The sequence below is a fragment of the Streptomyces sp. NPDC034085 genome (assembly GCF_055575555.1).
The window spans coordinates 651,150-668,813 of the sequence record NZ_JBVISL010000003.1; the positions used below are offsets into that span (position 1 = coordinate 651,150).

Genomic DNA, 17,664 nt, shown 5'->3' on the forward strand with positions numbered 1-17,664 from the left:
ATGACGGACGACATCAGGCGCGGACTGCCCGCACCCCCGCCGCTCGGCGCGGCAGCCCTGCCCCCCGGCACGTACGGGGGGCAGGTGGTGCTCGTGACCGGCGGCGGGACCGGGCTGGGCAAGGCCATCGCCGCCGAGTTCGCGCGGCTCGGCGCGGACCTGCTGATCGCGGGGCGCCGCGCCGGGCGGCTGGAGGCGGCGCGCGAGGAGCTGGCGGCCGTGCCCGGTGCGGGCCGGGTGGCGGCCGCCGTCTGCGACATCCGGGACCCTGAGCGGGTCGCGGAGGTCTTCGACGCGGCCGAGGCCTCGCTGGGGCCGCCGGACGTGCTGGTCAACAACGCGGCGGCCAACTTCCCCAGTCCCGCCGAGGACCTATCCCCCAACGCCTGGCGGGCGGTGGTGGACACCACGCTGACCGGCACCTGGTTCATGACCCGCGAGTTCGGCCGGCGCCACCTCGCGGCGGGCACCCCGGGGGCGATCGTCAGCGTCGGCGCCTCGTACGCCTGGACCGGCGGCCCGGGCTTCGCCCACAGCGCCGCCGCCAAGGCCGGGGTGAAGAACCTGGTGGAGACCCTCGCCGTGGAGTGGGGCCCGTACGGCATCCGCGTCAACGGGCTCGTACCCGGGCTGTTCCCGCACGCCGACATGACCGAGGACATCCGCGGCGGGCTGGAGCGCGCCGCCCCCGACGCCAAGGACGCCCGGCAGCCCGCCCTGCGGGTGGGCGCCCCGCGCGAACTGGGCTGGGCCGCGACCTTCCTGGCCTCGCCGTACGCCCGGTTCGTCAGCGGCCACACCCTGGTGGTGGACGGGGCGAACTGGCAGCGGCGGTCCCTCGTCCAGCCGGAGGTGGTCCCGGTCCGCGAACAACTGGGCCGCGGACCGTTCACCCCGGACTGACCGGCCCCGGGCCGGGGCGGGGGTGTCGGTGGGGGTGTCGGTGGGGGGTGGCAGGATGACGGGTATGGATCTTGCCGGACTGACCTTCGAGCGCTGGCGCTCGCTGGACCTCGACGCCGTCCGCCGTCTCGCCGGGGAGGCCGCCTCGGGTGTGGGCGGGCGGGTGCGCCGGATCGAGACGGTCCGCCACCTCGGTGCGCCGCTGCACCGGGTGCTGATCGAGCGGGAGGGCCGTGACTTCGCCCTCGTGCCCGGCGGGCGCGTGCGGCTCGGCTTCGACCCGCAGGCGTGGCGGCCGACGCCCGAGCAGGAGGCCGACTACGCGGAGAGCCTGGCCGAGGGCTTCGGTTTCGCCCCGGACCTCACCTCCCATCTCGCCGGGGAGCTGAGCCCGGTGCGGACGGTGGAACTGGCCACCGTGCTGATGGCGGTGGAGGACGAGGCGCTGACGGGACCGCCGGACGACGTCCCGGCCGGGCTGGCCGGGCAGGGGCTGCGGCTGCCGAGCGCCGACGAGTGGGAGCACGCCTGCGGTGCGGGGGCCCGCACCCTGTTCCGGTGGGGCGACACGTGCCCGCTGGACGAGGAGCCGTACGGCGGGGGCGGGATCCGCCACGAGCCGAACGCCTTCGGGCTGCACATCGCCTACGACAGCTACACCGCCGAGCTCAGCGGCGACCGAGAGGCGGTGCACGGCGGGGACGCCGGCTCGGCGGCCTGCGGCGGCTACGGCCGGCTGATGGGATGGCTGCCGCTGGCCACGGCGCAGCGCAACCCGGGCACGGCGGAGTTCGTGTACGGCCCGGAGGGGGAGGACGTGTGGGACGACTTCTCCGTGCGGCCGGTGCTCACGCTCCCCTGAACCGCGGGGGCCGGCGGGCGGCCTGGGCGCCGTAGCCCTCTCCGGCGTCCTCGGAGGTGAGGGTGAGGGCCGCGGTCATGGCGACCCGGTCGAGGGCGGCGGGCAGGGCGGCGTCGGCGTAGGAGTCGACCGCCCGTTTGATGCCCTGGACGGCGAGCGGAGCGTTCGCCGCGATCTCCGCCGTCAGGGCGCGGGAGGCGGCGTCCAGCTCTGCCCGGGGGACGACGAGCTGGACGAGGTTGAGGCGCTCGGCGACCCCCGCGTCGATCCTGCGGCCGGTCAGGGCGAGGTACTTGGCCCAGCCCGCGCCGGCCTCGCGGGCGATGCGCAGGTCGCCGCCGGCGTCCACCGCCACACCGAGCCGGGCCTCGGGGAGGGCGAAGACGGCGTCCTCGGCGGCGATCCGGACGTCGGCCATCAGGGCCAGCTCGAAGCCGAAGCCGAGGCAGTACCCCTGGACGGCGGCGACCACCGGCTGCGGCAGGCGGGCGAGGACCGCGAAGCGCTCGTGGACCCAGCGGATGCCCTCGTAGTAGTTCCGGGTCCGCTCGGCCGCGGAGTCCCCCGTGATGCCGCCGCCGGGGGCCGTCACGTCGATGCCCGCACAGAAGGCCCGGCCCTGCGCCCGCAGCAGGACGGCGCGCACGCCGGGGTCGAAGCGGATCCGGTCGGCCAGCAGGCCCAGCTGCCGGGTGGACTCCCAGCTCCAGCCGTTGAGCTTGTCCGGGCGGCAGAGGGTGAGGAGCGCGATGCCGTCCTCGACGTCCAGCCGGATGCGCTCCGCGCCCTCGCCGATCTCCGTGGAGACTGTGTCGATCACCGTGTACCGCACCCCCCAAGTGAGCTGACGGTTCGTCAGCCTAAGGGGGTCCGGTCAGCGGGGGAAGACCTCGAACGCCACCGCCGGGCGGCCGTCGAAGCGGGCCGCCACCTGCTGGACGTTGCCGGTGAGGAAGTCGCGTACGTACTCCTCGGGGTCCTGGTCCGTGAGGGCGGTGATGTAGGCCTTGTGCTCCAGCAGGGACCGGACGGCGCGCTCCAGGCCGGGGCCGGCCTCGACCGCGTGGGTGGGCGTGGACGTACCCGCCACCGCGACCCAGCGCACCCCGTTCCACGGCTCCAGGCCCTGCTCCGTGATGAGTTCGGGGAAGATCCACCGGTTGCCCGCGTCACCGGCGGCGTCCAGCACGGCCCGGCCGACGGCCTTGTGGTCGGGGGTGTTCCAGTAGCCCCCACCGTCGCCCCCGCCCCACGTGTCCCGGTGGTTGAGGGTGATCACCAGTTCGGGGCGGTGGCGCCGGATGGCCGCCGCGATGTCCCGGCGCAGGCCGGGGCCGTACTCGACGACGCCGTCCCGGTGGTCCAGGAACTCCACCGACGAGACCCCGACGACCGCCGCGCTCGCGCGCTGCTCGGCCTCGCGCAGCGGGCCGCACTCGTCCGGGGCGACGCCGTCGATGCCCGCCTCGCCGCGGGTGGCGAGCACGTAGGCGACCTCGCGGCCGCCGTCCGTCCACGCCGCGATCGCGGCGGCGCAGCCGTACTCCAGGTCGTCGGGGTGGGCCACCACCGCGAGGGCGCGCTGCCAGTCGGTGGGCATGGGCTGCAAGGTCGGCTGCTGCGCAGCGTGTTCGGTCATACGCCGACCTTAGGCGACCGGAGGAGGGCGGGGGGCCGGCGCCTCTGCCGGGCCCCGCCCCGTCACCCGCGCGACCGCGGAAGGGGACCTCAGGCGCCGTCGTGCACCAGGGACAGGAGGCGGTCCAGGACGCGGGGGCCGCCCGCGCGGACGCCGTCGTGCTCGAACTCGTCCGTCACCCAGGTGCGCAGGCCGCGGATCGCGCGGGCCGTGGCCAGGGAGTGGGCGGTGTCCACGTACATGTCGTCGTGGTAGACGGCGGCCGCCACCGGCACCTCGTTGGCGGCGAGCCGGGCCGGGTCGTATAGCGGCTGCCAGCCGGTGCGGGAGGCGAGGAGTTCGGCGGTCTCGCGCAGCGGGGCGAGGCAGGGGTCGGCGGTGAAGTGCCACGGGTGGATGGTCTCGCCGGTGAACAGGAGCGGGTCGTCGCCCGCGAGGGCCTTGGCGGCGTCGAAGCGCGGGTGGCCGGCGCGGACCCGTTCGGCGGCCCAGGCGGTCGGGGCCGCCGGGTCCTGGGCGTAGATCGCCTCGTGGAGCAGCGCGTACAGCGGGTGCCCGGCGAAGGACAGCTGGGCGTGGACCCGTTCGAGGAAGGCGTCGGACAGGGCGGGGCCCGCCGGGGTGGGGACGAAGGCGTCCTCGAGGAGGTAGTGCAGCTGGTGGCTGCCGTCGCCGGCGCCGAGGAGCAGGCCGAGGGACTGGAAGGCCTCGACGGTGAGCCGGTAGCCGCCCGGGAGCACGGCCGGCTGCTCGGCGAGGTGGGCCGCGATGCGGCGGGCAGGCTCGACGTCCATGGGGTAGCGGGCGTAGTGGGCCAGGTTCTTGCGCTCGATGCGGGGGTACGCGGCCTCGTACACCTCGGTCGCGTCGGCGTCGAGGGAGGGCAGTCCGCCGGTGATCAGGGCGGCGGCCAGTCCCTCGGGCGCGGTGGAGAGGTAGTGGGTGGTGCAGAACCCGCCGAAGCTCTGGCCGAGCACGGTCCAGGGGGCGCCGCCGGTCAGCGCGGGGCGGATGGCCTCGGCGTCGCGGACGATGGAGTCGGCGCGGAACCGGGTGAGGTACGCGGCCTGCTCGGCGGGGGTGCCGCGCGCGGGCAGGGTCTGGCGGCTGACGGGGGTGGAGCGGCCGGTCCCGCGCTGGTCGAGGAGCAGCACCCGGTAGTCGGCGAGGGCCCGCTCCAGCCAGGCCTGGCGTCCGGTGAACCGCCGCGCCCCGAAGCCGGGGCCGCCCTCCAGGTACAGCAGCCAGGGCAGCCCCTCGGGGTCCTTGTCGTGCGCCACCACCTCGCGGGCGTACAGCTCGATGCGCTCCCCGCCGGGGCGGTCGTGGTCGAGCGGCACGGTGAAGTGGTGGTCGGTCAGGACGACACCGGGCTGGCGGTAGCTGCGCTGGAGGGTCACGGACGGCCCCTGGGGTCTGGGTGCGGATCCCCTTCCCCGCGCCGTCGCCGGGTCGCGGCGGGGCGGGGGGCCGGGGCTGGCGTCCCGGCCGAGTCTATGCGGTGCCGCCGACGGCCCGGGCCGGCCGCTGGGACGGGCCCGGGCCGGGGCTCAGAACTCGACGACCGAGCGGAGCACTTCGCCGCGTTCCATGCGGGCGAAGGCGTCCTCGACCCCGTCGAGGGGGATCGTCTCCGAGACGAAGGCGTCGAGGTCGAGCCGGCCCTGGAGGTAGAGGTCGATCAGGAGCGGGAAGTCCCGCTCGGGCAGGCAGTCCCCGTACCAGGACGACTTGAGCGCGCCACCGCGCCCGAAGACGTCCAGGAGCGGGAGCTCCAGCTTCATCTCGGGCGTCGGGACGCCGACCAGCACCACGGTGCCGGCCAGGTCGCGGGCGTAGAAGGCCTGCCGGTAGGTCTCGGGGCGGCCGACGGCCTCGATGACCACGTCCGCGCCGTTCCCGCCGGTCAGCTCCTGGACGGCCTTGACCACGTCCTCGGTACGCCCGTTGACGGTGTGGGTGGCGCCCAGCCCGCGCGCCCACTCCAGCTTCCGGTCGTCCAGGTCCACGGCGATGATCCGCGACGCCCCCGCCAGCCGGGCCCCGGCGACCGCCGCGTTGCCCACTCCCCCGCAGCCGATGACGGCCACCGAGTCGCCGCGCCCGACGTTGCCGGTGTTCAGGGCGGCGCCGAGGCCGGCCATCACGCCGCAGCCGAGCAGTCCGGCGGCGGCCGGGGAGGCGGCCGGGTCGACCTTGGTGCACTGTCCGGCGGCGACCAGGGTCTTCTCGGCGAAGGCCCCGATGCCGAGGGCCGGGGAGAGCGGGGTGCCGTCCTCCAGCGTCATGGGCTGGGTGGCATTGTGCGTGGCGAAGCAGTACCAGGGCCGCCCGCGCTTGCAGGCCCGGCAGGTGCCGCAGACCGCGCGCCAGTTGAGGACCACGAAGTCGCCGGGGGCGACGGAGGTGACGCCGGGGCCGACGGACTCGACGATTCCGGCGGCCTCGTGGCCGAGGAGGAAGGGGAACTCGTCGTTGATGCCGCCCTCGCGGTAGTGCAGGTCGGTGTGGCAGACCCCGCAGGCCTGGACCTTGACGAGGGCTTCTCCGGGCCCCGGGTCGGGCACGAGGATCGTGGTCGTCTCCACCGGTGCGCCCTTGCTCCGCGCGATGACCCCTCGTACGCGATGTGTCACGTCGTACCCCGTTCTGTTCGGATCGGTCTGGATCATCGAACGTACACGGGCGCGGCCCGCCAAGGGAGTTGTGCGGACCGTCGCGTCACCCTCCGCCGCCGGTTCCGGCCAGATCCGGCGGCACGGCGGCGCGCAGCGCCGCGACGAAGGCCGCGACGGCGGGATGCGCACCAGCACCGCTGCGGAACGCGACCTTGGTGCGGCGTTCCATGTGCAGGCGGGTGAGGGCGATGTCGGGGGGCGGAGGCCCCGGTACGCCCAGCTGCGGGACGACCGCCACTCCCTGCCCGGCCGCGACCAGCGCGAGGACGGTGTCGAACTCGTCCACCTGGTGCCGGATCCGCGGGGTGAACCCGGCCGCCTGGCACGCCCGCACGGTCATGGCGTGGCAGAGGGTGCCGGGGGTGGCGGTGATCCAGGGCCCGTCCTGCTGGGTCCGCAGAACGGCGCCCTGGTCGGGGCCGGAGGCCGGGGGCGGGCCGGCGGGGGCGGCCAGGTACATCGCCTCCCCGTACAACGGCCGGGTGGCGAGGCCCGGCTCGGGCGGCGCGGGGACGAAGTCGTACTCGTGGACCAGGGCCACGTCCAGGTCCCCGGCGCGCAGCGCGTGCGCGACCGCCGCCGGGTCGGTCTCGCGGACCATGGGCTCCAGCCCCGGGTGGCGCCGGGCCAGGTGGAGGAGGGCGGCAGGGACGATGGCCCGGGTGGCGGTGGGGAAGGAGCCGACCCGCAGGACCCCGGCGAGGCCGCTGCGGGCCTCCGCGAGGTCGGCGTCGGCCTGTTCGAGCCGTTCCAGGACTGCTTCGGCATGCCGGACGAGGTTCTGGGCGGCCGGGGTGAGGCGGACTCGGCGGCCGGTGCGTTCCAGCAGGGGCAGGCCGGCCTCGCGTTCGAGGACGGCGAGCTGCTGGGAGACGGCGGACGGGCTGAAGGCGAGGGCTTCGGCCACGGCGGCGATGGTGCCGCGGCGGGCGAGCTCGCGCAGGAGGCGCAGGCGGCGGACGTCGAGCATCGGCTCAGCTTACGGATGGGGTAAGGAACGCGAACTGGATTCGGCGCTCGCTCCGGACGAAGCTCTTCTGCATGCGACAGGAAACGACACAGGGCGGGCAATCCGTCCATGGAGCCCCCGGTGACTTCGGCGGGATCCACGTCCCGCTCGTGACCCCCTTCACGGCCGGCGGGGAGATCGCCGCCGGGGCGCTGGAGGCCCTCGCCCACGAGGTGCTCGACGCCGGTGCCGCCGGGATCGTGGCCCTCGGCACCACGGGCGAGACGGCCACCCTCGACGAGGAGGAGTGCGACCTCGTCACCGAGGTCTGCGCCCGGGTCTGCGGGGAGCGGGGCGTGCCGCTCACGGTGGGGGCGGGGGCGAGCGGGACCCGGGCGAGCGAGGCGGCACTGGCACGGCTGGCACGGTGGCCGCAGGCCCGGGCGGCGCTGGTGACCGTGCCGTCCTTCGTCCGGCCGTCGGCGGCGGGCGTGCTGGCGCACTTCACGCGGCTGGCGGAGGTGAGCCCGCTGCCGCTGATCGTGTATCACATCCCCTACCGGACGGGGCAGCCGCTGGACGCGGCCGCGCTGCGCGCGCTGGGCTCGCTCCCGCGGGTGGCCGGGGTGAAGTACGCGGCGGGCGGGATCGACGCGGAGACGGTGGCGCTGCTGGGCCGGCTGCCGGACGGGTTCTCGGTCCTGGCCGGGGACGACGTGTACGCGTCGCCGATGCTGGCGCTCGGCGCGAAGGGCGCGGTCCTGGCCTCGGCCCATCTGGCGACGCAGCGGTTCGTGGAGCTGGAGGCGGCCTGGCGGGCCGGTGACGCCGGGCGGGCTCGGGTGTTGGGGCATGCGTTGGCGCGGGTTTCGGCGGCGGCATTCGGGGAGCCGAATCCGGCGGTGGTCAAGGGCGTCCTGTACGCGCAGGGCCGGATCCCCACCCCGGACGTGCGCCTGCCGCTGCTGCCCGCCTCCCGGCGGGCCGTGGACGCCGCCCTGGCGGAGCTGGCCTCCCTCTGAGGGGTCACAGGGGAGCGCAAATGTCCGGTTGCGAGCGATTCGCCTGCCTCGAGCGGGTCGCCCGAATAGGCAGCATCGCGCCGCGAATTGACCGTATTGGCCTCGGCGGCCTCAAACCCCTGAGGCCCGTGATGTGAGTCACGCGGGAGCGGTCAACATCAATTCACCCGGAACAGCCGATTCCCTTTCCCCGGAAAGGGAATCGGCCTTTTCGTGATCCGTACGTCATGGTCATTTACCGGACAACGGACGGGAAGTCGATCTCCGGGTGGAATTCGCGTCTTGTTCCCGCCCCGCGCACTCGCCTACGGTCACCCTCATTCCCGGCGGCCGACTGCCGAATCCGGCCGCCGCCGGGGCTCTCCCGTACCCCCACGTGAGGAACAGCGCCATGCCCGGACAGGGAAAGCACCGTCGGCCGAAGCAGAACCGGATCGCCCGCAAGCTGGCCGTCGCCGGCACGGGCGGGGCGGCCCTCGCCCTGCCTCTGATCAGCGCCACCACGGCCGGTGCGGCCGGCACGCAGCCGGCTGCGGCGCCGCTCGTCAAGGCGACGGTGGAGAAGGCCGCGCCGCAGAAGCCGGCCGCGGAGAAAGCCTCGGTGAAAAAGGCCTCCACGGAAAAGGCGGCGGCCCCCCTGACCTATTCCGTGGTCAACGGCGACACCCTGACGAAGATCGCGGCCGAGCATTCCGTGAACGGCGGCTGGCAGGCGCTCTACGCGGCCAACCGCAACGCCATCGGCGCGAACCCCTCCGTGATCCGCCCCGGCCTCAGACTGAGCATCGGCGCGGCGGCCAGAGCGGCCGCGGCGAAGCCCGCCGCCAAGCCGGCCACCACCTACGCGAACAATCTCGACGGCTGGATCCGGCAGTCGCTGGACGTCATGGCCAGGCACGGAATTCCCGGCAGCTACAACGGAATCCACCGCAACGTGATGCGCGAGTCCTCGGGCAACCCCCTCGCCATCAACAACTGGGACTCCAACGCCGCGGCCGGCATCCCCTCCAAGGGCCTGCTCCAGGTCATCGACCCGACCTTCCGCGCCTACCACGTGCCCGGCACGTCCCTGGACTCCTACGACCCGGTCGCGAACATCACGGCCGCCTGCAACTACGCCGCCGCCCGCTACGGCTCGATCGACAACGTCAACGGCCCGTACTGACGGCCCGGCGGCGGCCCACCGTCACACCGGCCGGCGGGTCCCCCGCCGGCGCAGGGCGCGGGCCAGGGTGGCGACGGGTGCCGCCAGTCCGTACCCGGTGTCCTTGCGCAGGGCGCCCGCGCCGGCCCGCTCCACGGCGGCCAGCTGGTGTCCCATCAGCTCCGTCATGGCCCCGACCACCGGCCGCAGTCCCGGTTCGGTGAGGTCGAGGATGCCGTCGACGGCGGCCAGGCGGGCACGGGCGCGCCCGCACTCCGCGGCCAGGAGGCGGCGGACGGCGGGGGTGTCCCGAGCCTGTTCGAGGTCGGCGCGGGTGACGGAGTGTTCGGCGAGGCGGGAGCGCGGGATGCACAGCCGCCCGTCAGCGAGGTCGCCGGCCAGGTCGGCGAGGAAGTCGACCCGCTGGGCGGCGTCCACGAAGCGGCGCCAGCCGGCGGCCTGCCCGGCGTCGGGCCCGCCCCGGTACTGGAGGCCGGTGAAGACGAGGACCCCGGGCCAGGCGTAGGCGTCGAGGTAGGCCTGGAAGTCCTCCTCGTCGGCGAACCCGTCGAAGGCGGCCTCGGCGGTGGCGGCCCCGTCGAGGAAGCGGGTGACCCACTGCCCGGGCAGGCCCCGGGTGCGGACGGCATGGGCGTAGGCGCGCAGCAGCGGGTCGGGGCTGTCGCCGGTCTCCAGGGCCGACTCGGTGCGCCGGGCCAGCGCGGCGAGTCCGGCGGCCCGGGCGCCGGGGGTGCCGCTCTCGGCCACGTCGTCGACCAGGTTCATGAAGGCCAGGCCGGCCGCCAGCCAGGGCACCAGGGGCGGTTCGGCCAGCAGGCGCAGGGTGAGGTAGGGGGCCGGTTCGCGGCGCAGGACCCGGCGGGCGGCGTGGGTGAAGTCGGCCCGCAGCCGGGGGTCGGTGATCCCGGCCCGGGTGAGGGTGGTGCGCCAGCTGGGCATGGTGGGGCGTGCTCCTCGAACCGTGTCCGCCGTACGCGCGGGACGCGCGTACGGGTGTGCGGATACACGATGTCAGGAGCGGTAGACCTTCTTCACGTTGCCCTGGGTGTCGGCGTACACGTAGCCGCCGCGCCCGTACTCGTCGGTGAGGTAGGGCCGCATGGAGGCGGTCGCGTCGAACAGCCAGGGCTCGACGATGACGTAGCGGGAGGTCGGCTTGTCGACGCCGAGTTCCTGCTGGGCCCGTTCGAGGAGGCCGGGGAGGGCGTCCCACTTCACGGTCGCCATGTCGATGAGCGGCTCGTCCTTCTTGACGGTGCCGCCGGGGCCGTCGTTCGTCACCTGGCCGTCGCGGTACTCGTACCGGTCGAAGGTGTCGGCGCCGGGGGCGGTGGGGATGGAGGCCAGGACGTACCCCTCGTAGACCGTCATCTCCACGAAGGCGGTGGTGCCGGTCTTCTGCTTGAACGCCTCGACGACGGTGCGGACCTTGTCGGGGGCGAGCAGGCTGCCCTTGGCCGCGGCGGCGCTGCCCTGCGGCTTGGGCGTGGCGGCCCTCGGGGTGGAGGGGGTGATCCCCGCGGGGGTGGCGGCGGCGGGGGTGGCCGGGGCGGCGCCCTTCGCGTCGGAGCCGGAGGACCTGCCGTCGGGCAGCGCCTGGACGAGGCCGACCACACCGCCGGTGAGGGCCAGCGCGAGGAGGGCCCCGATGAGCGCGGTGCGGGTGCGCGGCCGGGCGGAGGCCGGGGGTACGGGCGCGGTGGCCGCGTACGGGGACCCGCCCCCGGGGGTGAACGGCCGGGCGTCGGACACCGTGGGCGGCGGACCGTACAGCCCGGCGCCCGCGGCCGGCGCGGCGGCGGCCCCCGCTGCACCCGGCGTACCAAGAGCGGCGCTCGCGCCCCGGAGCAGCGCTTCCAGCTCCGCGCCGTCGGGCCGCGCGGCGGGATCCCGTACGAGCAGCCGTTCCAGTACGGGCCCCAGCGGGCCGGAGCGCACCGGCGCCGGGATCGGCTCGTCCAGCACGGCGACCACGGTGGCCAGGCTGGTGGCCCGGCGCAGCGGGTGCGTCCCCTCGGCGGCCACGTACAGCAGCATGCCGAGCGACCACAGGTCGGAGGCCGTCAGGCCCTCCTCGCCCCGGCACCGCTCGGGCGCGATGTACTCGGGCGATCCGATCAGCACCCCGGTGGAGGTGAGGGCGGTCGCCCCGTGCAGGGCGGCGATGCCGAAGTCGGTCAGCACGGCCGACCCGTCGGGCCGCAGCAGGACGTTGGCCGGTTTCACATCCCGGTGGAGGATGCCCTCCTCGTGGGCGGCCCGCAGCGCCGACAGGACGTCGAGCCCGAGCCGCAGCACCTCCGGGAGCGGCATCGGCCCGGCGGCCAGCCGGTCGTGCAGCGAGCCGCCCTTGAGCAGCTCCATCACGATCCACGGGTGCCCGTCGGTACCCGGCGCGGGCTCGACGATGTGGTGGATCGTCACCACGTTGGGGTGGGCGAGGCGGGCCAGGGCCCGCGCCTCGCGGATGGCGCGCTCGCGTAGCTGGACGGCGAGCTCCGGCAGGGCCGCGGCGGTGGCGGGGTCCGGCGGGCGCACCTCCTTCAGGGCGACCTCGCGGTGCAGCGCGATGTCACGGGCGCGCCACACCGTCCCCATGCCTCCGGCGCCCAGGGGGCCGATCAGTTCGAAACGGCCGTCGATCAGCCGTCTGCCGGCCTCACTCATCTCCATGGGCGGTCATCGTAGGCCCCGCCACCGTCAGCAGCGGAGGCGGTCCTCCGTCACGGTGCCCTGCGCGGTGGACACCGTACGGTCGTAACAGCCGCCGCCGGTGTCCGTCCCGTACAGCCGGTAGCGCTCGGTGCTGGTGCCGACGGCGTGGCGCTGCTCGCGCGGGACGTTGGCGGTGTACGAGGCGTCGCCGGTGTACCGGTCGTCGAGGTGGGAGCGGCCGGCCGGGCGGCCGCCGCGCAGGGTGAGGGTGTCGGCCCGGTCGCCGAGGGACAGGACGGTGCGCAGCCGGTCGCCGGCGCCGAGGGTGGTCTCGCCGTCCATCGTGTACGTGCGGGCCGTGCGGGTGGTGGTGTCGCCGCGGGTGACGCTCTCCTCGTCGGTCCAGGAGGCGTCGAGGGCGTCCCGGGCCTCGCCGTCGGTCCAGCGGTGGGCGGAGGTGTGGGAGACGGCCCGGGTGACGGTGGTGGTGACCCGGCCGCGGGAGGTGTCGAGGTGTCCGGTGGCGGTCAGGCGGTGGGCGCCGTCGGTGTCGAGGCGGTGTTCGCCGCCGGGGGCGGCGGGGGTCCACCGGGAGGAGCCGGTGGGGGCGCCCTCCTCGTGGCGGGTCAGGGCGCCGGTGACGACCTGGCGGCCGTGGTCCTGCCAGAGCAGCAGGCTGGCCGGGGTGTTCCAGCCGGCCTGGCCGGCCGGCACGCCCGCGACGGACACCTCGACGCGGTGCGGGCGGCCGTCGTTGAAGAGGGCCGCGTAGGGGGTGAGGTCGTAGACGATCGGCTGGACGTCGAAGGCGCGGGGGCCGGGTGTGACGTACCAGAGGAAGGGGTTGGACCAGCCGCCGGTCCACACGGTCGGGAAGGGCGCGGCGAGGCCGGCGAGTCGTCCGTCGACGGAGATCCGCACCTCGCGGTGGGGGCCGTCGGCGGCCTTGCACGAGTAGGGCGCCGCGTCCGGGACGGTCATGTACCAGTACTCCTCGCAGCCGCCGCCGGAGCCGGTGGCGTACACCTCGGCGAGGAGCCGTTCGGTGTTGCGGGGGGTGGTGACGGCGGGGGTGGTCAGGGGCAGGACGCGGTCCGGGGTGTCGGGGGCGGGGTGGTGCCGGTCGGCGGCGTAGAGGGTGAGGGTCACCTTGACGTCGATGACGCCGGTGTAGGTGTCGTTGACGACATTGCCGATGAGCATCTCGACGGGCTGCGGGCGGCTGAGGACGTCGCGGTAGCGGGTGACGTCCTTCTCGACGGACCAGGCGATGCCGTCGGGCGAGGGCTCGGGGGTGGAGGTGCGCAGGATCTCGACGCCGCCGAGGGTGAGGTTGCCGAGGCGGTCGTACTGGCGGCCCTTGACCTTGCCGTCGAGGCGCAGGACGGCTTTGGCCCAGTCGGAGCGGCCGCAGCCGGTAGGCGGGGTGTAGCTGCCCCGGTAGGGGGTGAAGTCGCTGAACCGGGCCTCGGCCAGGGTGACCCGGCAGGACCGGGTGGCGGGACGTTCGACGGGCGGGGCGGCGGTGAGGGGGTCGTGCCAGTCGGTGCCGAACTCCGCGGGCGGGACGGGTCCGGCGCTCGCCGGTCCGGCAGCGGCGGCCGCGGCCGCGGGTCCGGCAGCGGCGCTCGCCGGTCCGGCCGCGGCGGCCGCGGCCGCGGGTCCGGCAGCGGCGCTCGCCGGTCCGGCCGCGGCGGCCGCGGGTCCGGCCAGGGCCCCGGCGGCGAGGGTGAGCGCGCCGAGCAGGCCCATGATCCTGTGTCGTCTCATGGGCCCGCAGTGAAACGCCTCGCGGCCCGCCGCCGCCAGGGCCCGTGGACGCCGGGTGGCGGGAAACCGACGGTGTCAGCGCCCGGCGGGCAGCACCACGACCCCGTCGTCGTCCACGTACACGGTGTCGCCCGGGCGGAAGGTGACCCCGCCGATGGTGACGGGCTCGTCGACCGCGCCCTCACCGGTCTTCCCGCTCTTGCGGGGGCACGTGCCGAGCGCCTGGACGCCGAGGTCCAGGCCGCCGAGGGCGACGCTGTCGCGGACCGCGCCGTTGACGACGAGCCCGGCCCAGCCGGAGCCCTGGGCCGCGCCGGCGATGAGGTCGCCGACCAGCGCGGTACGCAGCGAGGCGCCGCCGTCCACGACGAGGACGGCGCCCCCGCCGGGGGTGTGCAGGAGCTCGCGCAGCAGGGCGTTGTCCTCATGGCAGCGCACGGTGCGCACGGGCCCGGCGTACATCCGCCGGCCGCCGATCCCGCGGAACGGGGTGGCGCAGATGCCGAGGGCCTCGCCGTGCTCGTCGTACAGGTCGGCGGTGGGGGCGGGGGTGACGCTCATGGGGTTCCGGACTCCTCGCGTGTCGTGCGTCGCGCGCCGCCCAGCTTAGGCCGTGGCGTGGCCGGCGGCCTGTACCGGGCGGCTGTCGGGGAGCGGGGCGGCGGCCTGGGCCGCGGGGGCGGTGCGGGTGAGCAGCAGCACTCCGCGCGTGGCCGCGAGGGCTCCGGTGGCGGCGAGCAGGATCCCGAGCGCGCCGTGCTGGAGGCGTTCGCCGAGCAGGACCATGCCGATGGCGGCCGCGGCGAGCGGGTTGGCCAGGTTGACCACGGCGAGCGGGGCGCCGAGCCCGCCCCGGTAGGCGCGCTGCGAGAGCAGCATCCCGCCGACGGCGAAGACCACCACGAGCAGGGCCACGGTGACCACCCGGCCGCTGAGCAGGGCGCCGCCCCGGCCGCCCGCCACGGCCACGGTCTGGGTCAGGGCGGAGGCGACGGCGGAGGCCAGCCCGGAGGCGGTGGCGTGGCGCAGCCCCGGGCCGGGGTCGCGGCGGGCGGTGAGCAGGACGATCGCGGCGACGGTGGCGCCGGACACGGCGAGCGCCTCGGCCAGGGAGAGGGTGTCGTCGGGGGCCGGCCCTGAGGCGGGGAGCAGCAGCAGGCCGAGCCCGGCGACGGTGGCCAGGGTGCCCCGCCACTCGGTGGCGGCGACCCGCCGCCCGGCGCCGCGCGCGCCCAGCGGGACGGCGGCGACCAGGGTGAGGGCACCCAGCGGCTGGACGAGGGTCAGCGGGCCGTAGCGCAGCGCGGCGGCGTGCAGCAGTGCGGCGGCGGCGTTCAGTCCGGCCGACCACCACCAGGCGCTGTTGCCGAGCAGGGCCCGGGCGGTGCGGGCGACGGCCCGGCGGGCGAGGCGCTCCTGGGCGACGGCGGCGGCGGCGTAGGTGACGGCGGAGGCCAGGCAGAGGGCGACGGCGAGGACGGTGGCGTTCACGGCCGGGCCCCCGCGGAGACGGCGACGGCGGGGCCGGGGACGGCGGGGCCGGGAGTCCGCCCGGCCCCGCCGTGGCCGGACGCCGCGGCGCCGACGGGCCAGGCGGCACCGGAGCCGGGCTGCGCCGAACCGGGCTCCGCCAGGCCGGGACCGGGCTCCGCCACGCCCGAGCCGGGCCGCGGCACCGGGCGCGGGCGCGGCAGGCTCCGTACCGGCGGAACTCCGGCGCGGGCCGGGCGCGGGACCACCAGGAGGGCCGCGCCGAGCAGCAGGGCGGCCACGAGCGCGTCCGCCCAGTAGTGGTTGGCGGTGCCCACGATCACGAGCAGGGTCACCAGCGGGTGCAGCAGCCACAGGGCGCGCCGGCGGGAGCGGGTCGCGGCGATCATCCCGAGGGCCAGCATCAGCGCCCAGCCGAAGTGCAGCGAGGGCATCGCGGCGAACTGGTTGGCCATGGTGTCGGCGGCCGGGGCGGCCCGGTAGACGGTCGGCCCGTACACCTGTCCGGTGTCCACCAGGTGTGCGTCGGCGAGCATCCGCGGCGGCGCCAGCGGGAAGGAGAGGTGCAGGGCGAGGGCGGCTCCGGTGAGGACGGCGAGCACCCGGCGGACCCACAGGTAGTGCCGTGGCCGGCGCAGGTACAGCCACACGAGGAACAGGGCGGTCGCCGGGAAGTGCACGGCCGCGTAGTAGGTGTTCGCGGTGTGCACGAGGGCGTCCGAGTGGAGCAGCAGCCGCTGGACGGCGCCTTCGCCGGGCAGGTGCAGGGCGCGCTCGGCGTCCCACACCCGGGCCGCGTTGCGGAAGGCCTCGTCGGTGCGGCCGGTGGAGAGCGTCCGGCCGGCCTTGTAGACGGCGAAGAGTCCCGCGACGAGCAGCAGTTCGCGTATGAGCCGGCGGCGCGCGCCGCTCTTTCCGGCGGCTTGCCGGTCGGGAGTGGTGTGGGAGGTCATCCCCCGGTCTCGCTTCATTCGGGTTCCTATCGACACGCCAGTGTATCGGTACGTTCGCGTATCGATACGCTGGTGTCCCGATAAGCTCGGATGGCCTTACACTCGGAGCACGGAGCCACCCCGGAGCCCGTGAGGAGAACCGCACCCCATGACGTCGACGCCGCAGACCACCGCGCGCCGCTCCAAGATCAGCCCGGAGCGCGAGCAGGAGTTCTACGACGTCGTGCTGGACCAGCTGCGCGAGCACGGGTACGAGGCCCTGACGATGGAGGGCGTGGCCGCCAAGGCCTGCTGCGGGAAGTCCACGCTCTACCGGCAGTGGAAGACCAAGCCCCAGCTCGTCGCGGCCGCCCTGCGCGCCAGCCGCGCCGGCCGCGGCGAGCGGACCCTGGCGGGCGTGGACACCGGGACCCTCGCCGGAGACCTGCGCGAGGCCGCCCGGATCGCGGCCGGCACCTCGGGGCGCGACACGCGCCTCACCCAGGCGCTGGGGGTCGCCGTGCTCGGCGACGAGGAGCTCCAGGGCGCCCTGAGGGAGGCCCTGGTGGAGCCGGAGCTGGCGGCCTTCGCCGCGATCGTGGAGCGGGCCGTGGCGCGCGGCGAGATCGCCGCGGGCCATCCGGCCGTGGAGTTCCTGCCGGCGCAGCTGATGGGCGTGCTGCGGATCCGCCCGGTGCTGGAGGGGCGGTACGCGGACGCCGACTACCTGGTCAGGTTCGTGGACGCGGTGCTGCTGCCCGCGCTGGGCATCGGGCCCCGGACCGCGGACGAGCACCCCTGACCCCCTGAACCGGTGGGCCGCCGTTCACGATGACCGGACGGCGGCCCGCTGCCCGCGCTGCCTCGTGGGGACGGCGGCAGCGCGCCACCCGGACGGGGCGGCGGCCACTCCCGAGCAGGGTGACCGCCGCCCCGTCCGTACGGACCTTCCTCCGGGCGGGCCTCAGCCGCGTGCGGCGCCCATCACCCGGGCGTACTCCTGCGGGTCGGCGTCGAAGCCGCGCGTGCGCGCGTCCAGCGTCCAGCAGCCCGAGGCGTCCCGGACGAACTCGGCGACGGTGGCCGCCGTGGCCCCGGCGAGCTCCGCGAAGTCGCCGGTGGCGAGGTCGGTGTACCCCTCGCGGATGCGCAGCCCCGTACCGCCGACGGCGGCGAAGGTCTTGCGGCCGGGCGCCCCGGCGGGCCCCGCGTCCTGGATCACCACGCCGACCACCACCCGGCCCAGTTCGGCCGCCAGCCGGTCCAGTTCGAGGGTCATCACCTCGTCGAAGCCGAAGCCCTGCCCGGTGCGGCTGTCCCGGGCCAGGGTGATGGTGCCGTCGGGGGCGCGGCTGCCGAAGTGGACGAGGTAGACGGGCTCTCCGTACGGGTCGGCGGCCGCGTACACGCCGGCGACGATGTCCAGGTCGTTCGCGGGTGTGCCCGCGGGGCTGGGGTCCCAGCGCAGCGCGATCTCCACCTTGGCCAGGCCCTTGCGTACTCCGCTCACCGAACTCCCCCTCCGCTTGGCCGTTTCGGCCGTGTCGTCCGGGCGCCATGCTGCCACGTGCCCGTGATCACCGTGGGAACGACCGTGC

General features: G+C 75.6%; 17 protein-coding genes. 5 read left to right on the forward strand and 12 right to left on the reverse strand.

Going from position 1 to position 17,664, the window contains the following annotated elements:
• Complete coding sequence (locus ACZ501_RS13280; RefSeq protein WP_468794928.1) at nucleotides 1-903, forward strand: SDR family oxidoreductase; 903 nt, start codon at nucleotides 1-3, stop codon at nucleotides 901-903.
• A 64-nt stretch (nucleotides 904-967) separates the two neighbouring features.
• Nucleotides 968-1,765: a hypothetical protein gene (locus tag ACZ501_RS13285; protein WP_361608387.1), complete on the forward strand. Its 798-nt coding sequence runs from the start codon at nucleotides 968-970 to the stop codon at nucleotides 1,763-1,765.
• Here ACZ501_RS13285 and ACZ501_RS13290 read toward each other — a convergent pair.
• From ACZ501_RS13290 to ACZ501_RS13310, 5 genes are all read right to left on the reverse strand, one after another.
• A complete protein-coding gene (locus ACZ501_RS13290) occupies nucleotides 1,752-2,585 on the reverse strand; it encodes an enoyl-CoA hydratase/isomerase family protein (protein ID WP_361608385.1) in 834 nt (277 codons plus the stop codon). The genes ACZ501_RS13285 and ACZ501_RS13290 overlap by 14 nt on opposite strands.
• A gap of 54 nt (nucleotides 2,586-2,639) precedes the next feature.
• Nucleotides 2,640-3,404 (reverse strand): PIG-L deacetylase family protein, encoded by a 765-nt coding sequence (locus ACZ501_RS13295; RefSeq protein WP_468794931.1) that lies wholly within the window; start codon nucleotides 3,402-3,404, stop codon nucleotides 2,640-2,642.
• Nucleotides 3,405-3,493: 89 nt separating this feature from the next.
• Entirely contained in the window at nucleotides 3,494-4,804 is a 1,311-nt protein-coding gene (locus ACZ501_RS13300; protein WP_468794934.1) for an alpha/beta fold hydrolase, read from the reverse strand.
• A 150-nt stretch (nucleotides 4,805-4,954) separates the two neighbouring features.
• Nucleotides 4,955-6,040, reverse strand: coding sequence for an S-(hydroxymethyl)mycothiol dehydrogenase (locus tag ACZ501_RS13305; RefSeq protein ID WP_362463404.1), 1,086 nt, complete (start codon nucleotides 6,038-6,040; stop codon nucleotides 4,955-4,957).
• Between the two features lie 85 nt (nucleotides 6,041-6,125).
• The gene (locus ACZ501_RS13310; RefSeq protein WP_468794937.1) at nucleotides 6,126-7,052 is read right to left on the reverse strand and encodes a LysR family transcriptional regulator; all 927 of its coding nucleotides are present in this window, start codon (nucleotides 7,050-7,052) and stop codon (nucleotides 6,126-6,128) included.
• Between the two features lie 71 nt (nucleotides 7,053-7,123).
• Here ACZ501_RS13310 and ACZ501_RS13315 point away from each other — a divergent pair, with 71 nt between their 5' ends.
• Together ACZ501_RS13315 and ACZ501_RS13320 are read left to right on the forward strand one after the other, a co-directional pair.
• Nucleotides 7,124-8,053 (forward strand): dihydrodipicolinate synthase family protein, encoded by a 930-nt coding sequence (locus ACZ501_RS13315; RefSeq protein WP_468794940.1) that lies wholly within the window; start codon nucleotides 7,124-7,126, stop codon nucleotides 8,051-8,053.
• Between the two features lie 391 nt (nucleotides 8,054-8,444).
• Nucleotides 8,445-9,218 carry a transglycosylase SLT domain-containing protein gene (locus tag ACZ501_RS13320; RefSeq protein WP_361608375.1) on the forward strand — a complete coding sequence of 258 codons (774 nt, stop codon included), beginning with the start codon at nucleotides 8,445-8,447 and terminating at the stop codon, nucleotides 9,216-9,218.
• Between the two features lie 21 nt (nucleotides 9,219-9,239).
• On the opposite strand, the gene ACZ501_RS13325 is transcribed toward ACZ501_RS13320, so the two are convergent.
• From ACZ501_RS13325 to ACZ501_RS13350, 6 genes are all read right to left on the reverse strand, one after another.
• A complete protein-coding gene (locus tag ACZ501_RS13325) occupies nucleotides 9,240-10,157 on the reverse strand; it encodes a squalene/phytoene synthase family protein (RefSeq protein ID WP_468794943.1) in 918 nt (305 codons plus the stop codon).
• 72 nt (nucleotides 10,158-10,229) lie between these two features.
• Nucleotides 10,230-11,891: a serine/threonine-protein kinase gene (locus ACZ501_RS13330; RefSeq protein ID WP_362463312.1), complete on the reverse strand. Its 1,662-nt coding sequence runs from the start codon at nucleotides 11,889-11,891 to the stop codon at nucleotides 10,230-10,232.
• Between the two features lie 27 nt (nucleotides 11,892-11,918).
• Entirely contained in the window at nucleotides 11,919-13,643 is a 1,725-nt protein-coding gene (locus ACZ501_RS13335; protein WP_468794946.1) for a peptide-N4-asparagine amidase, read from the reverse strand.
• 75 nt (nucleotides 13,644-13,718) lie between these two features.
• Nucleotides 13,719-14,204 (reverse strand): ribonuclease E activity regulator RraA, encoded by a 486-nt coding sequence (rraA, locus tag ACZ501_RS13340; RefSeq protein ID WP_468794949.1) that lies wholly within the window; start codon nucleotides 14,202-14,204, stop codon nucleotides 13,719-13,721.
• A 45-nt stretch (nucleotides 14,205-14,249) separates the two neighbouring features.
• A complete protein-coding gene (locus ACZ501_RS13345) occupies nucleotides 14,250-15,134 on the reverse strand; it encodes a DMT family protein (RefSeq protein WP_468794952.1) in 885 nt (294 codons plus the stop codon).
• On the reverse strand, nucleotides 15,131-16,087 hold the full coding sequence (locus tag ACZ501_RS13350) for a phosphatase PAP2 family protein (protein ID WP_468795505.1): 957 nt from the start codon (nucleotides 16,085-16,087) through the stop codon (nucleotides 15,131-15,133). The genes ACZ501_RS13345 and ACZ501_RS13350 overlap by 4 nt, the downstream gene beginning before the upstream one ends.
• Nucleotides 16,088-16,235: 148 nt before the next feature.
• Here ACZ501_RS13350 and ACZ501_RS13355 point away from each other — a divergent pair, with 148 nt between their 5' ends.
• Entirely contained in the window at nucleotides 16,236-16,868 is a 633-nt protein-coding gene (locus ACZ501_RS13355) for a TetR/AcrR family transcriptional regulator (RefSeq protein ID WP_361610345.1), read from the forward strand.
• 162 nt (nucleotides 16,869-17,030) lie between these two features.
• Here ACZ501_RS13355 and ACZ501_RS13360 read toward each other — a convergent pair whose 3' ends face one another.
• Nucleotides 17,031-17,576, reverse strand: a complete 546-nt coding sequence (locus ACZ501_RS13360; protein WP_361610343.1) for a TerD family protein — start codon at nucleotides 17,574-17,576, stop codon at nucleotides 17,031-17,033.
• Between the last annotated feature and the right edge of the window lie 88 nt (nucleotides 17,577-17,664).